The organism is Flavobacterium cellulosilyticum (assembly GCF_004349355.1).
GTDB classification, from domain to species: Bacteria; Bacteroidota; Bacteroidia; order Flavobacteriales; family Flavobacteriaceae; genus Flavobacterium; species Flavobacterium cellulosilyticum.
This window is the reverse complement of record NZ_SMFK01000007.1, coordinates 89,417-105,606: the sequence shown is the minus strand read 5'-3', so window position 1 is coordinate 105,606 and position 16,190 is coordinate 89,417. Positions and strand designations below refer to the sequence as shown.

At 32.4% G+C, this 16,190-nt stretch carries 15 protein-coding genes; 8 read left to right on the top strand and 7 right to left on the bottom strand.

The genetic code is table 11. The features are described 5' to 3' along the window. Positions 1-333 precede the first annotated feature (333 nt). From E0F76_RS11995 to E0F76_RS11970, 5 genes are all read left to right on the top strand, one after another. Positions 334-864, top strand: coding sequence for a hypothetical protein (locus E0F76_RS11995; protein ID WP_132006176.1), 531 nt, complete (start codon positions 334-336; stop codon positions 862-864). A gap of 111 nt (positions 865-975) precedes the next feature. Further along, entirely contained in the window at positions 976-1,368 is a 393-nt protein-coding gene (locus E0F76_RS11990; RefSeq protein WP_165932692.1) for an HNH endonuclease, read from the top strand. A 195-nt stretch (positions 1,369-1,563) separates the two neighbouring features. Further along, on the top strand, positions 1,564-1,812 hold the full coding sequence (locus E0F76_RS11980; protein ID WP_132006167.1) for a DUF6364 family protein: 249 nt from the start codon (positions 1,564-1,566) through the stop codon (positions 1,810-1,812). Beyond that, positions 1,809-2,222, top strand: coding sequence for a type II toxin-antitoxin system VapC family toxin (locus E0F76_RS11975; RefSeq protein ID WP_132006164.1), 414 nt, complete (start codon positions 1,809-1,811; stop codon positions 2,220-2,222). The genes E0F76_RS11980 and E0F76_RS11975 overlap by 4 nt, the downstream gene beginning before the upstream one ends. Before the next feature lie 477 nt (positions 2,223-2,699). Beyond that, positions 2,700-3,338 carry a peroxiredoxin gene (locus E0F76_RS11970; protein WP_132006161.1) on the top strand — a complete coding sequence of 213 codons (639 nt, stop codon included), beginning with the start codon at positions 2,700-2,702 and terminating at the stop codon, positions 3,336-3,338. A gap of 64 nt (positions 3,339-3,402) precedes the next feature. Here E0F76_RS11970 and nudK read toward each other — a convergent pair whose 3' ends face one another. The 7 genes from nudK to E0F76_RS11935 form a co-directional block, all read right to left on the bottom strand. Next, entirely contained in the window at positions 3,403-3,990 is a 588-nt protein-coding gene (gene nudK / locus E0F76_RS11965) for a GDP-mannose pyrophosphatase NudK (protein WP_132006158.1), read from the bottom strand. A 212-nt stretch (positions 3,991-4,202) separates the two neighbouring features. Continuing rightward, positions 4,203-5,474 (bottom strand): adenylosuccinate synthase, encoded by a 1,272-nt coding sequence (locus tag E0F76_RS11960; protein WP_132006155.1) that lies wholly within the window; start codon positions 5,472-5,474, stop codon positions 4,203-4,205. A gap of 35 nt (positions 5,475-5,509) precedes the next feature. Beyond that, positions 5,510-5,965, bottom strand: a complete 456-nt coding sequence (locus E0F76_RS11955) for a Fur family transcriptional regulator (RefSeq protein WP_132006152.1) — start codon at positions 5,963-5,965, stop codon at positions 5,510-5,512. Positions 5,966-6,061: 96 nt separating this feature from the next. After that, complete coding sequence (locus E0F76_RS11950; RefSeq protein WP_132006149.1) at positions 6,062-8,281, bottom strand: RelA/SpoT family protein; 2,220 nt, start codon at positions 8,279-8,281, stop codon at positions 6,062-6,064. Positions 8,282-8,347: 66 nt separating this feature from the next. Beyond that, positions 8,348-9,913, bottom strand: coding sequence for a serine hydrolase (locus tag E0F76_RS11945; RefSeq protein WP_132006146.1), 1,566 nt, complete (start codon positions 9,911-9,913; stop codon positions 8,348-8,350). A 53-nt stretch (positions 9,914-9,966) separates the two neighbouring features. Continuing rightward, positions 9,967-10,752: a TrmH family RNA methyltransferase gene (locus tag E0F76_RS11940; RefSeq protein ID WP_132006143.1), complete on the bottom strand. Its 786-nt coding sequence runs from the start codon at positions 10,750-10,752 to the stop codon at positions 9,967-9,969. 69 nt (positions 10,753-10,821) lie between these two features. Beyond that, a complete protein-coding gene (locus E0F76_RS11935; protein ID WP_132006140.1) occupies positions 10,822-12,624 on the bottom strand; it encodes a gliding motility-associated C-terminal domain-containing protein in 1,803 nt (600 codons plus the stop codon). 141 nt (positions 12,625-12,765) lie between these two features. Between E0F76_RS11935 and E0F76_RS11930 the strand changes: the two genes are divergently transcribed. From E0F76_RS11930 to E0F76_RS11920, 3 genes are all read left to right on the top strand, one after another. Beyond that, positions 12,766-13,743, top strand: a complete 978-nt coding sequence (locus E0F76_RS11930) for a GNAT family N-acetyltransferase (RefSeq protein ID WP_132006137.1) — start codon at positions 12,766-12,768, stop codon at positions 13,741-13,743. A gap of 154 nt (positions 13,744-13,897) precedes the next feature. Next, entirely contained in the window at positions 13,898-14,935 is a 1,038-nt protein-coding gene (locus tag E0F76_RS11925; RefSeq protein ID WP_132006134.1) for a PDDEXK nuclease domain-containing protein, read from the top strand. A 93-nt stretch (positions 14,936-15,028) separates the two neighbouring features. After that, positions 15,029-16,189: a DegT/DnrJ/EryC1/StrS family aminotransferase gene (locus E0F76_RS11920; protein ID WP_132006131.1), complete on the top strand. Its 1,161-nt coding sequence runs from the start codon at positions 15,029-15,031 to the stop codon at positions 16,187-16,189. The last annotated feature ends 1 nt before the right edge of the window (position 16,190 follow it).

Below are 16,190 nucleotides of genomic sequence, written 5' to 3'. Positions count from 1 at the left end.
TTGGTTGTACGCTAAATATTCCGAATACTTATAAATGGTCCAAAATCATGAAAGTGAGGTTTTTGAATTCGTATAATTAATTTAATCACAGAAATAGTGTCTTTGATAAAAAAGAAAAAGCGATTTCAGAACAGGTTTTGAGAAACCAAAAAATGGAGGGAAGAAAACTTCAAAATTAGATAATTTGAAAATGCCACAATTGCGAAAGTGGTTGTGGTTTTATTTATTTAAAAGCAAGATTTCAAATCAATCGGCTTTTGAAGTGTTTATTGACGAAAAATTAAGTTATCAATTTATAGCTTATTTGTTTTTATAAAAGACAGAAATCAGTTTATGCCAATTTCTCAAACAAAATTTGACGAAATTTTTGAAATTATTGGAATTTTTGGAATTGCTGATTTTAAAACAAGTCATAATCTTTCTTGGGAAAATTATTCGACTTACATCAACATAATTAAACAAACAAGAGAATTTTTAAAAACAAAAGACAATAATACAACTTTATTAGACGCTCATTCTTTTTTATGGATTATTGGCAATCAAATGAAAATCGATGTTGAAGTAACAAAAGCCAATCCGTTTAACGAAAAAAATCAAGAAGAAAAATCAATAATAAGAAAAGACATTTTTGCAAAATCATCTGAGCTGAACAGTTTAGAATGGACTGAAATCCTTCAAAATAAAAAACTGACAAACGAACTCGATTTAGCAATTTTTCAAAGTTTGTACTCTTTTCAAGACCATAAAGCTTATGCAAGCCAAATTGCATTGATTTTAGAAACCACTCAGCCATTACTAAATCTTGAAATCGGACGATACGCGAAGAGGATTGCAGAATTTTACGATATTAATTTCACGGTATGAAATACTGAAAAATATAAGTTTTGGGATTTATTTTTTAACGGTTGGGATGAAGGAAATAAATTTATTTGGCAATTATGACCTGAGATAATCGAAGAATTAATCGAAATCGATTTGACAGGCGAAGAAATTTATCCAGAAGAAATTTCAGAAGAATATACCGCAGAACTTTTTGAAGGAATTAAGCGAACAATAATTGTAAATTCCTACGAAAGAAACTCAAAAGCAAGACAACTTTGTGTGAAACATTGGAAAGCAATTTGTGTGGTTTGCAGTTTCGAATTTGAAAAATCGTATGGAGAAATCGGAAAAGGTTTTATACAAGTTCATCATTTAACGCCAGTTTCACAAATCGGAAAAGCATATCAGGTTGACCCAATAAACGACTTAATTCCAGTTTGTCAAAATTGTCATTCAATGCTACACAAAGAAGAACCGCCACTAACAATTAACTTACTAAAATTATTATTACAAACAACGAATGAAAACAACAACAGCAGCCGCTAACAGCCTTTGATATAGCTGGAATTTAGTGGAATTATCGTTCCGCATCAAATTTTCGTTATGCCGAAAATTGAGCGGTTTCGAACTTCCAGCCATCTCAAATCAGAAAAAGGATGATAGTAATCCCAAAATAAATTTGAAACCTGTGATTGTTACGTTCGAAATTTATATATTTGTACGTATAAATAATTATATGTTATGGATACTAAACTGACTTTGAAGCTTGATCAAGAGATCATTGAAAAAGCGAAACAGTATGCAGCTGAAAAAAAAGTAAGCTTGTCTCGACTTATAGAAAATTATCTTAATTCTTTGACTTCAGACAAGACTAATGATGACTTTCAAATTTCACCGTTTGTAAAAAGTCTTTCTTCAGGTACTAAAATTCCAGCTGATTATGATTATAAAAAAGATCGTGCTGATTATTTAGAACAAAAATACAAATGAGCAGACTTTTTTTAGATACTAACGTAATTTTAGATTTGTTGGGAGAAAGAGATCCTTTTTTTGATTCCATTGCTAAAGTTGCTACCTTGGCAGATCAAAAAAAACTTAGTATAATTGTCTCACCTCTTTCATTCACGACAATAAATTACGTTTTAAATAAATATGAAACATCCGAATCTGTTTTGAATAAACTTCGAAAGTTTAAGATAATCTGTGAGATTTGTGAGGTTAATGAAGAAACAATTGATAAAGCACTGAATTCGAGTTTCAAAGATTTTGAAGATGCTGTTCAATATTTTTCTGCTTTGCAATCTAACTGCTCAATAATAATAACTAGAAACGGAAAAGACTTTAAGAATGCTACAATTCCAATTATGACAGCTGAGGAATATTCAAATAGCATTTTGTAAAGCAGCTTTTACCAACAGCTTAGGATGCGTTGCGTCTGAAAGTAGTACAATGAAGTCTGTGTAGGACAGAACCGATTAGATGACGTTAAAACATAAGGAGATATAGTTTAGAGGTTAGAATAAATATCAAGAGGATTTTAGATCCTCTTTTTTTATGAAGTTAAATTAATTTGGTTTTAAGTGTTTTTCTCTGCGAAGTATTAAAAAAAAGCGGAAATGAAATGAATTGTTCTAGTAGCTCGAAGTCTCCCAGCATGATAGCCATTCTAATAATCAGCTAACACAAATAAAAAGCATAAAATTTAAATCAGCATCTAGTAATTGGTACAAAGTGGGGAGATTTCGAACATCGGTATTTTGTTTTGCAATACCCTTTTATCAAATAGATTTTAATTTTTTAATAAATTTTTATAAGCATCAAATCCCTCAATGGTTTTATTTTAAGTAACTTTAGATAAATTTTAAAAAGAACTAAAAATGGCCACACTACGACTGGGAGATATAGCTCCAGATTTTGAAGCAGAAACAACATTGGGTAAGATTCATTTTCACGAATGGTTGGGTGATTCTTGGGGTGTTTTATTTTCACATCCAGCAGATTTCACGCCAGTTTGTACTACCGAATTGGGTACAGTTGCCAATTATTATCCAGAATTTGTAAAACGCAATACCAAAGTAATTGCATTAAGCGTCGATGGATTAAAATCCCATCTAGAATGGATAAAAGACATCAATGAAACGCAAGGAACGACGGTGAATTTTCCAATTATTGCAGACGAAGACCAAAAAGTAGCTACTTTGTATGACATGATTCATCCAAATGCCAATGATAAATTTACAGTGCGATCCGTATTTATTATCGGAGCTGATAAGAAAATAAAATTGACGTTGACTTATCCTGCCTCTACAGGTCGAAATTTTGACGAGTTGTTGCGGGTGATTGATAGTTTACAATTGACAGCCAATTATAGCGTGGCAACACCAGCAAACTGGAAAGAAGGAGAAGATGTGGTTATTTCACCAGCCATTCCGGATAGCGAAATTCCAACTAAATTTCCAAAAGGATTTAAATACATTAAATACTATTTAAGAACAACTCCTCAACCAAATAAATAGAAGTTATTTTTAAACATATAAGTCATATAAGCAAAAGATACTTATATGACTTATATGTTTAGGTTTAATTTCCAACCAAATTATTTATTTTGGCATATTGCAACAAAGTTACCGTTTTTGCATCTTTTATTTCTCCTGTTGCTATCATGTCATAAGCATCATCAAAAGACATTTCGATAACTTCGATGTTTTCTTGCTCGTGTTCTAGTCCGCCACCTTCACTTACTTTCATGGATGCGTCATACTCTCCAATAAATAAATGTAAAATCTCTGTAATTGCGCCTGGTGACATATAGGTTTCCATGATTTTTTTAACCTGTGGAATGCGGTAGCCCGTTTCTTCTTCAGTTTCGCGGATGATGCATTGTTCGGGTTGATCTTTGTCTAAAAGTCCCGCGCAAACTTCGATCATCATTCCTGTTTCGTTGCCGTTGAGGTAGGATGGCAATCGAAACTGACGCGTTAAAATAATGGTTTTTTGTGAGGTGTTGTATAAAAATATGGCAGCTCCATTCCCTCGGTCATAGACTTCACGTTTTTGGGTGATCCAAGAATTGTCTTCTTTTTGATAATCGAAAGTAACTTTATTCAATAAATACCAATTGTCTGAAAGCAATTCGGTTTTTTGGATTTTTATTTTTGGATTTTTCATTTGAAAAGCTTGAATTTAGTTTTATTGTAATTTAATATAAGTATTTTTATAAAGATTCTAAAATATTAACCGCAGATTATTATAAATCTGCGAATCTGCGGTTAAAAATACTAACTGCTGAGTTTTTATCAACGTATCAGATTTGTGAAATTGAATCTATAGTGTAAAGTTGTATAAAAAAAAACGTCCCGATGTTTCGGGACGTTAAGATATTATTTTAAGATAGTTTGTTTTCTGTCTGGTCCAACAGAAACAATTTTGATAGGAACTTCAACTTCCTTTTCAATATATTCAATATATTCTTTTAATTCGATTGGCAACTCCTCATAAGTCGTCATTCCAGTCAAATCCGCTTCCCAACCCTTGAACTCTTTATAAACTGGAGTTACATTTTCAGGTTCGATGTTGTATGGGAAGTGAGCAATGTTTTCTCCTTTATAATTGTATTCTGTACATACTTTCAATGTTGGAAATCCTGAAAGCACATCTCCTTTCATCATCATTAATTGGGTTACACCATTGATTTGAATAGCATATTTTAGTGCTACTAAATCCAGCCAGCCACAACGTCTTTGTCTTCCGGTTACAGATCCAAATTCATTTCCTACTCTTGCCATAGTAGCGCCATCTTCATCAAAAAGTTCTGTTGGGAAAGGTCCGCTTCCTACACGTGTTACATAGGCTTTGAAGATTCCATACACATCTTTGATTTTATTTGGGGCAATACCTAAACCAGTACAAGCTCCTGCGGCAGTAGTGTTTGAAGAAGTTACAAATGGATAGGTTCCGAAATCAACATCCAATAATGAACCTTGAGCACCTTCGCATAATATAGATTTACCAGCTTTTTGAGCTTGGTACATGTATTCTTCACTGTCAATAAAATCTAATTTTTTCAATTCTTCTATGGCTTCAAAGAATTCTTTTTCCATTTCTGGTAAATCGTATTGAATGTTTACATTATAAAATGCAATCATTGCTTCGTGTTTGTCAGCTAATGCTCGGTATCTTTCTTTGAAATCTTCCAATTCGATATCGCCAACACGCAAACCGTTTCTACCAGTTTTATCCATGTAGGTTGGGCCAATGCCTTTTAACGTAGAACCAATTTTTGCTTTACCTTTAGACGCTTCAGATGCTGCATCAAGCATACGATGTGTTGGTAAAATTAAATGTGCTTTTCTAGAAATGATTAATTTACTTTTTATATCTAAATTAAATTTCGCCAATCCTTCTAATTCTTTTTGAAAAACTACAGGATCAATAACTACACCATTTCCAATAATATTAATCGCAGTTTTATGAAAAATTCCAGAAGGGATTGTTCTCAAAACGTGTTTGATGCCGTCAAATTCTAAAGTGTGTCCTGCATTTGGACCCCCTTGAAAACGAGCAATAATATCATATTTCGAAGTAAGAACGTCAACTATTTTTCCTTTTCCTTCATCTCCCCATTGTAATCCTAATAATAAATCTGCGGTCATTCTATAAGTTATTTGTAGTTATATGATTGTGTTTGTTATTTTTCTTTTTTTGTTCCGTAAAAATATAAGGAGTGATTTGTTATATTAATATCAAATATTTCTTCTATTGTTTGCTTGATTGTTTGAATTCTGGGATCGCAAAATTCGAAAACTTCACCAGTATCAGTCATAATCACATGATCATGCTGTTTGTCAAAATAGGATTTTTCGTAGTGTGCTTGATTTTGACCAAATTGATGCTTTCGAACTAAGGCAGATTCTAATAAAAGTTCAATTGTATTGTATAATGTTGCACGACTTACACGATAGTTTTTATTTTTCATTTTGATATACAAATTCTCAATATCAAAATGTTCTTCGCTATCATAAATTTCTTGGAGTATAGCATAACGCTCAGGCGTTTTGCGGTGTCCGTGATTCTCAAGATACATTGTAAAAACGTTTTTTACAATTTCTTGATTTTTACTATTATCTGATGCAATTTGTGTCATATCTGGCAAAGATAAATTATATTTTTTAGTTTAGAAGTTTAAGAGTTTAAAAGTTTAATCTTTAATCACAAAACTTGGGATAGTTATTCTCTTTTTTTAATTTTTATATTCTCGGGATACTTTATCAACACCATCGATTTTTTTGATGTTATCCATCATTTTTTTCAAAATAGTGTTGTTTTGAACAATTACGGCTATTTGTCCTTTAAAAAGTCCAGCCTCACCGCTCAAGGAAATACTTTGAATATTTACATTCATATTACTTGAAATTACTTTCGTGATTTTATTGGTAAGTCCCAAGGTATCCATTCCAGTGATATGTAAAACTGCTTTGAATTCTTGCTGGGTTGAATCAATCCATTTCGCTTGCATAATTCGATAGGCATAATTTGATTGTAAACTTATTGCATTAGGACAATCACTTTTGTGTACTTTTATTCCTTCATTTATGGTTATAAAACCAAAAACATCATCGCCAGGAATAGGATTGCAACAACTAGATAATTTGTAATCTAATTTATCTTGTTCAGCGCCAAAAACAAGTAAATCATAATTTCCATTTGTGACTTGTTTGTGAATTTCTGTAGTAGTTGTGCTGGAGGAACGTTTGATTTTGTTTTTGAAAAAATTGATAAAAGTGTTGTTTTTTTGAGCAACATAATCTTTCAATTGTTGATTTTCAATCGCGCCAATTCCCATTCTATAAAATAAGTCTAAACTTGTTTTTAGTTTAAAAAAATTGACTAATTCATTGACTACTGATTCGCTAAGCGTAATCTTTAAGTGTTTTAATTTTCGCGTTAGAATTTCTTTTCCTTCTTCGGCTATTTTTTTGGTGTTTTCGTTAAGTACATTTTTTATTTTATTTTTCGCTCTGGAAGTGGTAACATAATCCAGCCAGTTGACGGTTGGTTTTTGATATTGTGAGGTGATTACTTCTACTTGATCGCCGCTTTTTAATTCGTGATTTAAAGGCACTAATCTACCATTGACACGCGTTCCTCTAGTTCGAATTCCTACTTCAGAGTGAATGCAAAATGCAAAATCGAGTGAAGTAGCCCCTTTTGGTAATGATTTTATTTCCCCTTTTGGCGTAAATACAAAAATTTCCTTTGAATATAAATTCATTTTGAAATCTTCAACAAAATCTACTGCATTTGTCTCCGAATTTTCTAAGGCTTCTTTCAGTAAATTAAGCCATAAATCTAATCCGCTGTCTTCAGTTCCTCCTTGTTTGTATTTGTAATGAGCTGCATAACCTTTTTCGGCAATTTCGTCCATTCGTTCACTTCGTACTTGTACCTCGACCCATCGTCCTTTTGGTCCCATAACAGTTATGTGCAAAGCTTCGTAACCCGTTGTTTTTGGGGAAGAAATCCAATCACGCAAGCGACTTGGACTTGGTCTGTAATGATCTGTTACTATTGAATATATTTTCCAAGCCAAGAACTTTTCTTCATGTTGATTGGATTTATAAACTATTCGTAAAGCGAATTTGTCATATACTTCATCAATGCCAACTCCTTGAGTTTTCATTTTTCGATAAATAGAATAGATAGATTTTGGCCTTCCTTTTATGATATAATCTATTTTTTCCTCATCTAATGCGGCTTTAAGAACTTGGGAAATATCTTTTATATAGGAATCTTGCTCTTCTTTTGTTTCTTTTAATTTGCTTACAATATCAGTATAGATGTAGGGTTCCGTATATTTTAAACCTAGATCTTCTAATTTGTTTTTAATTTTATAAAGTCCTAATCTATGTGCTAACGGAGCATAAATATATAATGTTTCTGATGCTATTTTAATTTGTTTGTGGTTTTCCATATTGTCCAACGTTTGCATATTGTGCAAACGATCGGCAATTTTTATAAGAATTACACGCACATCATCGTTGAGTGTCAGTAACATTTTTCGGAAATTTTCTGCTTGCAATGAGGCATCCATTTCCTTTTGAACTTTAGAGATCTTTGTTAATCCTTCAACAAGTTGTGCTATTTTTGGACCAAAAAGATTGTCGATTTCTTCTATAGTAATTGGGGTGTCTTCGACAACATCATGTAATAATGCTGCGGCAATAGAAGTGGCTCCCAGTCCAATTTCTGAAGCAACTATTTTTGCTACAGCAATAGGATGGAAAAAATAGGCTTCACCAGATTTTCTTCGCTGGTCTTTATGTGCATCCATGGCAACATCAAAAGCTTTCCGAATTAGTTTTTTGTCTTCGGGAGACAAAGTTTGGTAACTAATTCGCAGTAACTCTTTGTATTCTTGGGCAATAGCCTTGTTTTCTTTTTCGAAATCTATTTCTATCATAAAGGAAAGGTTCAATCTTTAAAATTAGGGATAAGGAATGAGAAAAACAAGTCTAGAATTTGGATATTAATTAGAGAAACCACTATTTATTTTCTTAATAAAGTTTAAATCATGAAAATCATAACTAAAATCAGTTAATTTAGAAATGGCTTTCATTTTTAGGGCACTCGAATTTCCTTTTTCGTCCAATTCAAAAAACAAGAAAGCATCGGCGTTAAAGCTGCGATTATCCCATTTTACGACAAAAGTAGTGTCTTTGTAAAATAAAACTTCTCCTGCTAATTGCGGAGATCGAGTCGCTTTAAAAAATAATTTCCCCTTTTTTTCTGAAAGTATAATTTCGCCAAACCAGTTATCAATATACGAACCTAAATATTTTTTATGATCGATTTTTAGTTTGTCTTTTTGGTTTTTGTCGACAGCGGCCCATACTTCTGAAGTCGATTTATCGGCATCATTGATATTATCTTTTTCCCGTTTGCTATACAATTCGACATAATTAGTATACGGAATATTAAGATAGCTGTCTTTTATAGTATTTGTAATGGCAGTAAAAGCAGCTCCAGATTGTTGATTAGTTAATACAACAATCCCTAAATTAAGTTCTGGAAACAGGGTCGTTTGTGTAACAATTCCCTCCAGTCCTCCAGTATGGGTTACTTGTTTATAGCCTTTTACATCACTTAAAAACCAACCTAAACCGTATCCGTTGAAATGGGTGTTGTATGGCGCTCTAGATGTAGTGGGAATGATGGTTTGTAACTGCCACATTTCATTTTGTTCCTTTTCTGAAAACAATTTATTTTGTTTTTCTGAGCCGTATTTTCCATGTTGCAATTGCATAATCATCCATTTGCTCAAGTCATTTACACTCGAGTAAATTCCTGCTGCTGCATCGAATGTTTGATTGGTATAGCGTTTGATTATTTTGAGTTTTCCCTCAGTTGGCACATGAGGTACAATCACATTTGAGGTGTCTTTGAGTCGAATGAAACTCGCAGCACTGTTATTCATTTCTAATGGTTTCATGATTCGATTTTCGATAAAATCGCTCCAGGATAATCCGCTTACTTTCGCAATCACTTCGCCAGCAATAATATACAGTAAATTATCGTAATCATATTGGGTTCTAAATCCTGAAACAGGTTTTAAATACTGTATGTTTTGAATAATATCTTTAGGTACGAAATCACTTCCGTCGGGCCAAATCATCAAATCACCAGCGCCAAGTCCTAGTCCACTTTTATGAGTAAGCAAATCCCGAATGGTAAATTCGTTAGTGACGTAGTCATTATACATTTTAAATTCAGGAATGTATTGAATTACTTTGTTATCCCAGTTGATTTTGCCTTCATCAACAAGCATTGCTATGGCTGCAGAGGTAAATGCTTTGCTGTTGGAAGCAATGCCAAACAAGGTGTTCGCGTCTACTTTTTCATTAGTTTTGGTAGATTTCACACCATATCCTTTAGCAAGCACAATTTTTCCGTCTTTTACAATTGCTACAGCTATTCCAGGAACATTGAAACTTTTTAGTGTGTTTTCTACTAATTCATCGACTTGTTTTTCGCTTATTTGTGCGAAAGAATTAAAAGTGAGTAAGAGTAAAAATAAAATAATTAATTTTTTCATTTTCGTTTTTATTTAATTTTGCCAATCTGAAATCTTCAGTCTACAATCTACAATTAGAACCCTCTTTGTCTTTTGGCTTCAAAAATCAAAATGGCAGCAGCAACCGAAACGTTCATGCTGTCGATTTCGCCTTGCATGGGGATAATGATATTTTGCGTAGCTGCATTTCGCCAATCTTCAGTCAAGCCAGTGGCTTCTGTGCCTACGACTAGCGCTGTTGGATTGGTGTAATCTTGGGTGTGGTATGAAGTTGAGTTTTGCAAAGTGGCACAATAAATATTGATTTTTCGTTCTTTCAAAAAAGCAATAATTTCAGCAGTAGTTCCAGTTGCGATTTGTCTTGTAAACAAACAACCCACGCTGGAGCGAACAATATTTGGATTGTATAAATCACTTTTTGGATTGGCAATAATCACTGCATCTAGATTGGCAGCATCGGCAGTTCGAAGTAAAGCTCCAATGTTTCCTGGCTTTTCTGGTGCTTCGGCAATGAGAATTAAGGGGTTTTGGGATAATTTCAAATCGGATAATTCCAATGATTTTGTTTTGGCTACAGCTAAAATTCCTTCGGTGGTATCGCGATACGCTAGTTTTTGATAGACATCTTTCGATATTTCGATTAAATCAGCATTTTTTACAAAACTTTGAATTTCATTTTCTGAAATAAATTCAGGTAAAAATAGAATCGTTTCGATTTGGTAACCGCCTTTAATTGCAATTTCTATTTCTCTTTTACCTTCAATCAAAAAAGTGCCCGATTGTTTTCGAGCTTTTGCTTTTTCTTGTAAAAGAACTAATGATTTTATAAATGGATTTTGTATAGAAGTGATTTGTTTCAAGAGTGTCGTTATTCAAAAATTAAGGTACAAATATAATGATACTTAGTGGATGTAGGATAGTTTAAAAAACTATTGCTTCAAAAATAAATATCCTGAAAGCGCTTCGTTATAATCGGGATCATTCAAGTCAATTGTATAAAAATAGGTTCCTGTTGGAAGTTTTTTAGTGTCGAAACGAAGGCCTTTGTTAGCATATCCATCCCATTCTTCTGAAGTGTTATTTCCGGTCCAAACTAAGGTGCCCCATCTGTTGTAAATGGAGATTTTGTAATTTGGAAAAACATTTTTTAAACCATCTACATGAAAAGTGTCGTTTCTAAAATCGTTATTTGCTGATATATAATTATGAACTACTGGAGGGCAATTTGTAGTTGTTAATTTAAATGTTGTGACACTGGAACAATGCGTATTATCAATTCGGGTATAAATTGTTTTTGGAGTAGTTTGAACAATGAAATTCGAAGTATTAAATATAGGATTTATTTCATTTTGAGCATTTTCAATAGTTTCATAAAAACGAACTGTATCAGTTGCATTTACTTTTACTACTGCTTCATAATCCGAAAAGTCGAAAGTCCCTTTTGATAAACCTTCATTGCAAACTTCTTTGTCTTGTAATGAATTGAATAATGGCGATTTTAATAAAGCAACATTTAATTTAAAATCATTATTATTTTCATTAATCTCAGCAACTATTCCAGCACCAGTTACATCGTCGTCAACAACAAATTTCAATTCAAAAGGATCTGAAATTGAAGTCGGAACGTCTATAGTAGTTTGACTTTTTTCACTTCCGTTAATTGGAATGCTGGTTTGAGTGAATATGGTTTTATAAAAAACGGAATTAATATATATTGAAATTGGTGTATTTGTTGGTAAAATACTCGTAGAATTCATATTAGAAACGGTATAATCAACAGCAATTGCTCTTGAATCGCAGCTGGAACTTATGTTGTTGGCACTAATAGTTGCATCGGGTAATTGACTGTTTAACTTGGTTACAATGGCATTAATCATAACAAAATCTTGTCCAGAAGTGAGCTGAATTTGTGCAGCAGTGTCTCCAATTTTGATATTGTTTTGAATTGGATACACATCCAAATCCATATTATATAATGTGTTGGAATTCGTAAAACTATTTGTTCCGTTAAATGCATTATCTATTGGGTTTAATGGTGGATTACTAATAGGATTTCCATTAATTCTTACGGTTTCATTTACCGCAATTCCAACGTCGCCTTCCCAAGCTAGAAAAGCAATTTCAGCCTCTTTATTGTCAATAACATTCAAGCTATTTAAAGTGATATTTACTTCGTTAGGAACCGCTTGCAATCCATCATAAACATTCAATTGATTAAGGGATAGGTTTTCATTTTTATAGATAATAATTATAGCCCATCCAGCAAAATTAGTTCTAATATTAAAATGGGAATATAAAAATGGGGTAACATCGAGATAGGATAAGATGTAGGTTGCACTACCAATGGATTGGATTTGAGTCGTAATGTCTTTAAAAGCACTGAAATAATCGTAGTTCACATTGGATAATTGTCTTTGAAAACTAAAAGTTCTTTCAGGATTAATTGTTTGACCATTTAGTTTGATATCAAAATCTCCAGTTCCGCTTCCGGCCCAATATAAATAGGCCTTTTCAATAACATCATCAGGATTCAAATTTAATACTGCAGAGGAAGAAGTGAAAATTGTAGGGAATATTTGGAATGTATTTTCATCTGGATTTAGCGTATTTCCAAATAAAATAAAGTCATATCTTCCGTTAAATTGTTTGAGCAACGAAATATCCTGTCCGAAAAAGGAGTTGAAAATAAGTAAACTAAATCCTAAAACTATTTTTTGAAAAATCCGTTTCATTTTTAATAAAAAAGTTAAATGTAGTCAAAGTTACAAATGTTATATTGTTTAATTTGTATCAAATTGACGATTGACGAATTGTTTTTTCCATTTCGAATCTTAATAAAAAATGCTTAATTTCACACATTCTAAACCATACAAGTGAAAAATTATTCTGTAAAACGATATCAAGAAAACGATTCTGAAAATTGGAATGCTTTTATTGGCAAAGCCAAAAATGCAACTTTTTTGTTTCATCGTGATTTTATGGATTATCACAAGGATCGATTTCAGGATTATTCGATTGTTGTTTTAGATGAGGATAAATGGGTAGCTGTTCTTCCAGCAAACAATGTCGAAAATGAAGTTTTTTCGCATCAAGGGTTGAGTTATGGTGGATTAGTTTATGCTGATAAATTGAAATTGTCTTCGGTTATTGCGATTTTTAAAGCCATTATGGCTTTTTTGAATGAAAACAAAATGGGAAAATTGCAGATAAAACTGACGCCTTCTATTTATCATCAAAAACCAGCGGAAGAATTGAATTACGCCCTGTTTTTGGTGAAAGCTCAATTAATTAGAAGAGACACACTGGCAGTTATTGATATGTCAAAACCGTTTACTTTTTCTAAAATTAGAAACAGAGGGATTCGGAACGGAATGAAAAATCATTTGATAGTTAAAGAAGTGGCTGATTTTGAGGAATTTTGGATGGGAATTTTGACCCCCAATTTAGCTCAAAAACACCAAGCGACGCCCGTTCATAGTTTACAAGAAATCACGAAGCTGAAAAAGTTATTTCCAAAAAATATCCGACAGTTTAACGTTTATGAAAATGGAATTATTGTAGCAGGAACTACAATTTTCGAAACTGATAATGTGGCTCATTGCCAATATATTTCAGGAAAAGATGATGTGAATGACCTCGGAGGAATTGATTTTTTATTTCATCATTTAATTACTGAGGTTTTTAAAAATAAACGGTTTTTTGATTTTGGTATTTCCAATGAAAACCAAGGCCGAAATTTGAATAATGGCTTATCCTATTGGAAAGAAAGTTTTGGTGCTAGTACGATTGTACATGATTTTTATGAAGTTGAAACTGTTAATTATAGCTTGTTACATACTGTTATATTATGATACAATTCCTTGATTTAAAGAAAATAAATGAACCTTATGAAATCGCTTTTCAAGAAAAATTGAATTCGGTTTTAGTTATTATGTGACTCAAAGCAGTTTAAATGTTTATTCAAAATATAATTGTTCAAAATTGATCAAACTATAAAATTAAAGTATGTTAGAGTCAAATCATATCCATTTTGTTCAGGAAATAAAAACCCAAATAAAAGAAGCTCAATATCGTGCTTTGCAAAAAGTGAATGTGGAGCAGATTCAATTGTATTGGAATATTGGTAAAACAATTCTCGAAAGACAGCAGCAATATGGTTGGGGCAAAGGAATTGTCGAAATTTTAGCAGCCGAATTGCAAAAAGAATTTGTGGGAATAAATGGTTTTTCTGCTCGTAACTTGTGGTATATGAGAAATTTATATGAACAATATTACACAAGTTCTCTAATTCTGCAACCATTGGTTGCAGAAATTCCATGGACGCATAATATTCTCATTTTGGAGAAGTGCAAGGACGAACACGAAAGGTTTTATTATATCAATATGACCAAAAAATTCCAGTGGTCAAAAACTTTATTAGTCAATGCAATCGACAATAATCATTATCAAAATACAGTTTTAAGTCAAACCAATTTTTCGGAAACATTAGAAATAAGTAGTGCAAATAATGCGGATATAATTATTAAAGACGAGTATCTGTTTGATTTTTTAAATCTATCGGAACCTTATTCGGAAGCGCAATTGGAACAAGCAATTTTATCAAATATTCGAAATTTTTTGATTGAATTAGGTGGTGATTTTTCATTTATTGGGAATCAATTTCCAATAAAATACGATGATAAAACATTCGAAATAGATTTATTACTTTTTCATAGAGAACTTCAATGCTTAGTAGCAATTGATTTAAAAATTGATGAATTTAAACCAGAAATGGCAGGGAAAATGAATTTTTATCTTTCGACTTTGAATAAATTAGTCAAGAAAAAACACGAAAAACCTAGCATTGGAATTATTATTTGCAAATCTAAAAATAGAACTACTGTAGAGTTTGCATTACAAGATATTAACAAACCGATTGGTATTGCTACGTATACTTTAAACAAAGAATTGCCTAAAAATATCAGTGCTTTTTTTCCGTCAAATCAAGAATTTGTTGATAAAATAGAAAGCATTACCAATTACATCAATAGATCAAAGAATTGAATTTACTTGCCAATTTTCAAAATAAAACATTTTGATAGTGGTTCAATCAAAAAGAATAACTTTGGATAAAAAATAAAACAGTCACATCGCTCAATGATACAATTCCTAGATTTAAAAAAAATAAATGAACCTTATGAAATCGCTTTTCAAGAAAAATTGAATGCGGTTTTAGAAAAAGGTTGGTATATTTTAGGTAATGAAGTCTCCGTATTCGAAAATAATTTCGCCAATTATTGTGATGCAAAATACTGTATTGGTGTTGGTAATGGTTTTGATGCTTTAGTATTGATCTTTAAAGCCTACATTCAGTTGGGGAAATTGCGAAAAGGAGATGAAGTAATCGTTCCTGCAAATACCTATATTGCAAGTATTTTAGCCATTGTAGAAGCTGATTTGGTTCCAGTTTTGGTCGAGCCAAAGTTGGAAACTTACAATATTGATCCGGATTTAATTACAGTAAAAATTTCATCTAAAACCAAGGCAATTTTAGCAGTGCATCTTTATGGTCAATTAGCTGAAATGGATGCAATAAATGAAGTTGCTAAAGCAAATAATTTACTAGTGGTTGAAGATGCGGCTCAATCCCATGGGGCAAAATTTAGTGTTCAGTGTTCAGAAAGTAGTGTTCAGTCCTCGTTTCCGGAAACACAGAATACACAAATTGCAACTCCTAATTTGGTAGCAGCTTATAGTTTTTATCCTGGAAAAAATTTAGGTGCTTTGGGAGACGGAGGTGCAGTTGTAACAAACGATTCGGAATTGGCAAAGACCATTCGAATATTGAGAAATTACGGTTCGGAAATTAAATATCACATTGAATATATTGGCGTCAATTCGAGGTTGGATGAATTGCAAGCGGCTTTCTTGAATGTGAAATTGCCCAATTTAGATCAGGAAAATTCGATTCGGAAAGCGATTGCCAATCGCTATTTGACCGAAATAAAAAATGATAAAATCATTCTACCAAATGTGTCATTGCGAGAAACGAAGCAATCTAACAATCATGTTTTTCATTTGTTTGTTATTCGCACCAAAAACAGAAATGAATTGCAGCAGTTTTTATTGGATAAAGGAATTCAAACTATGATTCATTATCCAATTCCTCCACACCAACAAAAAGCATTCGAAAATTGGAATAACTTATCTTTTCCTGTCACCGAAAAAATTCATAACGAAGTGTTGAGTTTGCCTATTAGTCCTGTTTTGACGGATGATGAGGTGAGCTTTGTGATTGAAATTTTAAATCAGTACTAAT

Bases quoted from the DNA above. Each gene is read 5' to 3' on its own strand.
- E0F76_RS11970 (WP_132006161.1), top strand. From the start codon at position 2,700: ATGGCCACACTACGACTGGGAGATATAGCTCCAGATTTTGAAGCAGAA.
- nudK (WP_132006158.1), bottom strand. From the start codon at position 3,990: ATGAAAAATCCAAAAATAAAAATCCAAAAAACCGAATTGCTTTCAGAC.
- E0F76_RS11960 (WP_132006155.1), bottom strand. From the start codon at position 5,474: ATGACCGCAGATTTATTATTAGGATTACAATGGGGAGATGAAGGAAAA.
- E0F76_RS11980 (WP_132006167.1), top strand. From the start codon at position 1,564: ATGGATACTAAACTGACTTTGAAGCTTGATCAAGAGATCATTGAAAAA.
- E0F76_RS11975 (WP_132006164.1), top strand. From the start codon at position 1,809: ATGAGCAGACTTTTTTTAGATACTAACGTAATTTTAGATTTGTTGGGA.
- E0F76_RS11995 (WP_132006176.1), top strand. From the start codon at position 334: ATGCCAATTTCTCAAACAAAATTTGACGAAATTTTTGAAATTATTGGA.
- E0F76_RS11920 (WP_132006131.1), top strand. From the start codon at position 15,029: ATGATACAATTCCTAGATTTAAAAAAAATAAATGAACCTTATGAAATC.
- E0F76_RS11925 (WP_132006134.1), top strand. From the start codon at position 13,898: ATGTTAGAGTCAAATCATATCCATTTTGTTCAGGAAATAAAAACCCAA.
- E0F76_RS11950 (WP_132006149.1), bottom strand. From the start codon at position 8,281: ATGATAGAAATAGATTTCGAAAAAGAAAACAAGGCTATTGCCCAAGAA.
- E0F76_RS11955 (WP_132006152.1), bottom strand. From the start codon at position 5,965: ATGACACAAATTGCATCAGATAATAGTAAAAATCAAGAAATTGTAAAA.
- E0F76_RS11945 (WP_132006146.1), bottom strand. From the start codon at position 9,913: ATGAAAAAATTAATTATTTTATTTTTACTCTTACTCACTTTTAATTCT.
- E0F76_RS11935 (WP_132006140.1), bottom strand. From the start codon at position 12,624: ATGAAACGGATTTTTCAAAAAATAGTTTTAGGATTTAGTTTACTTATT.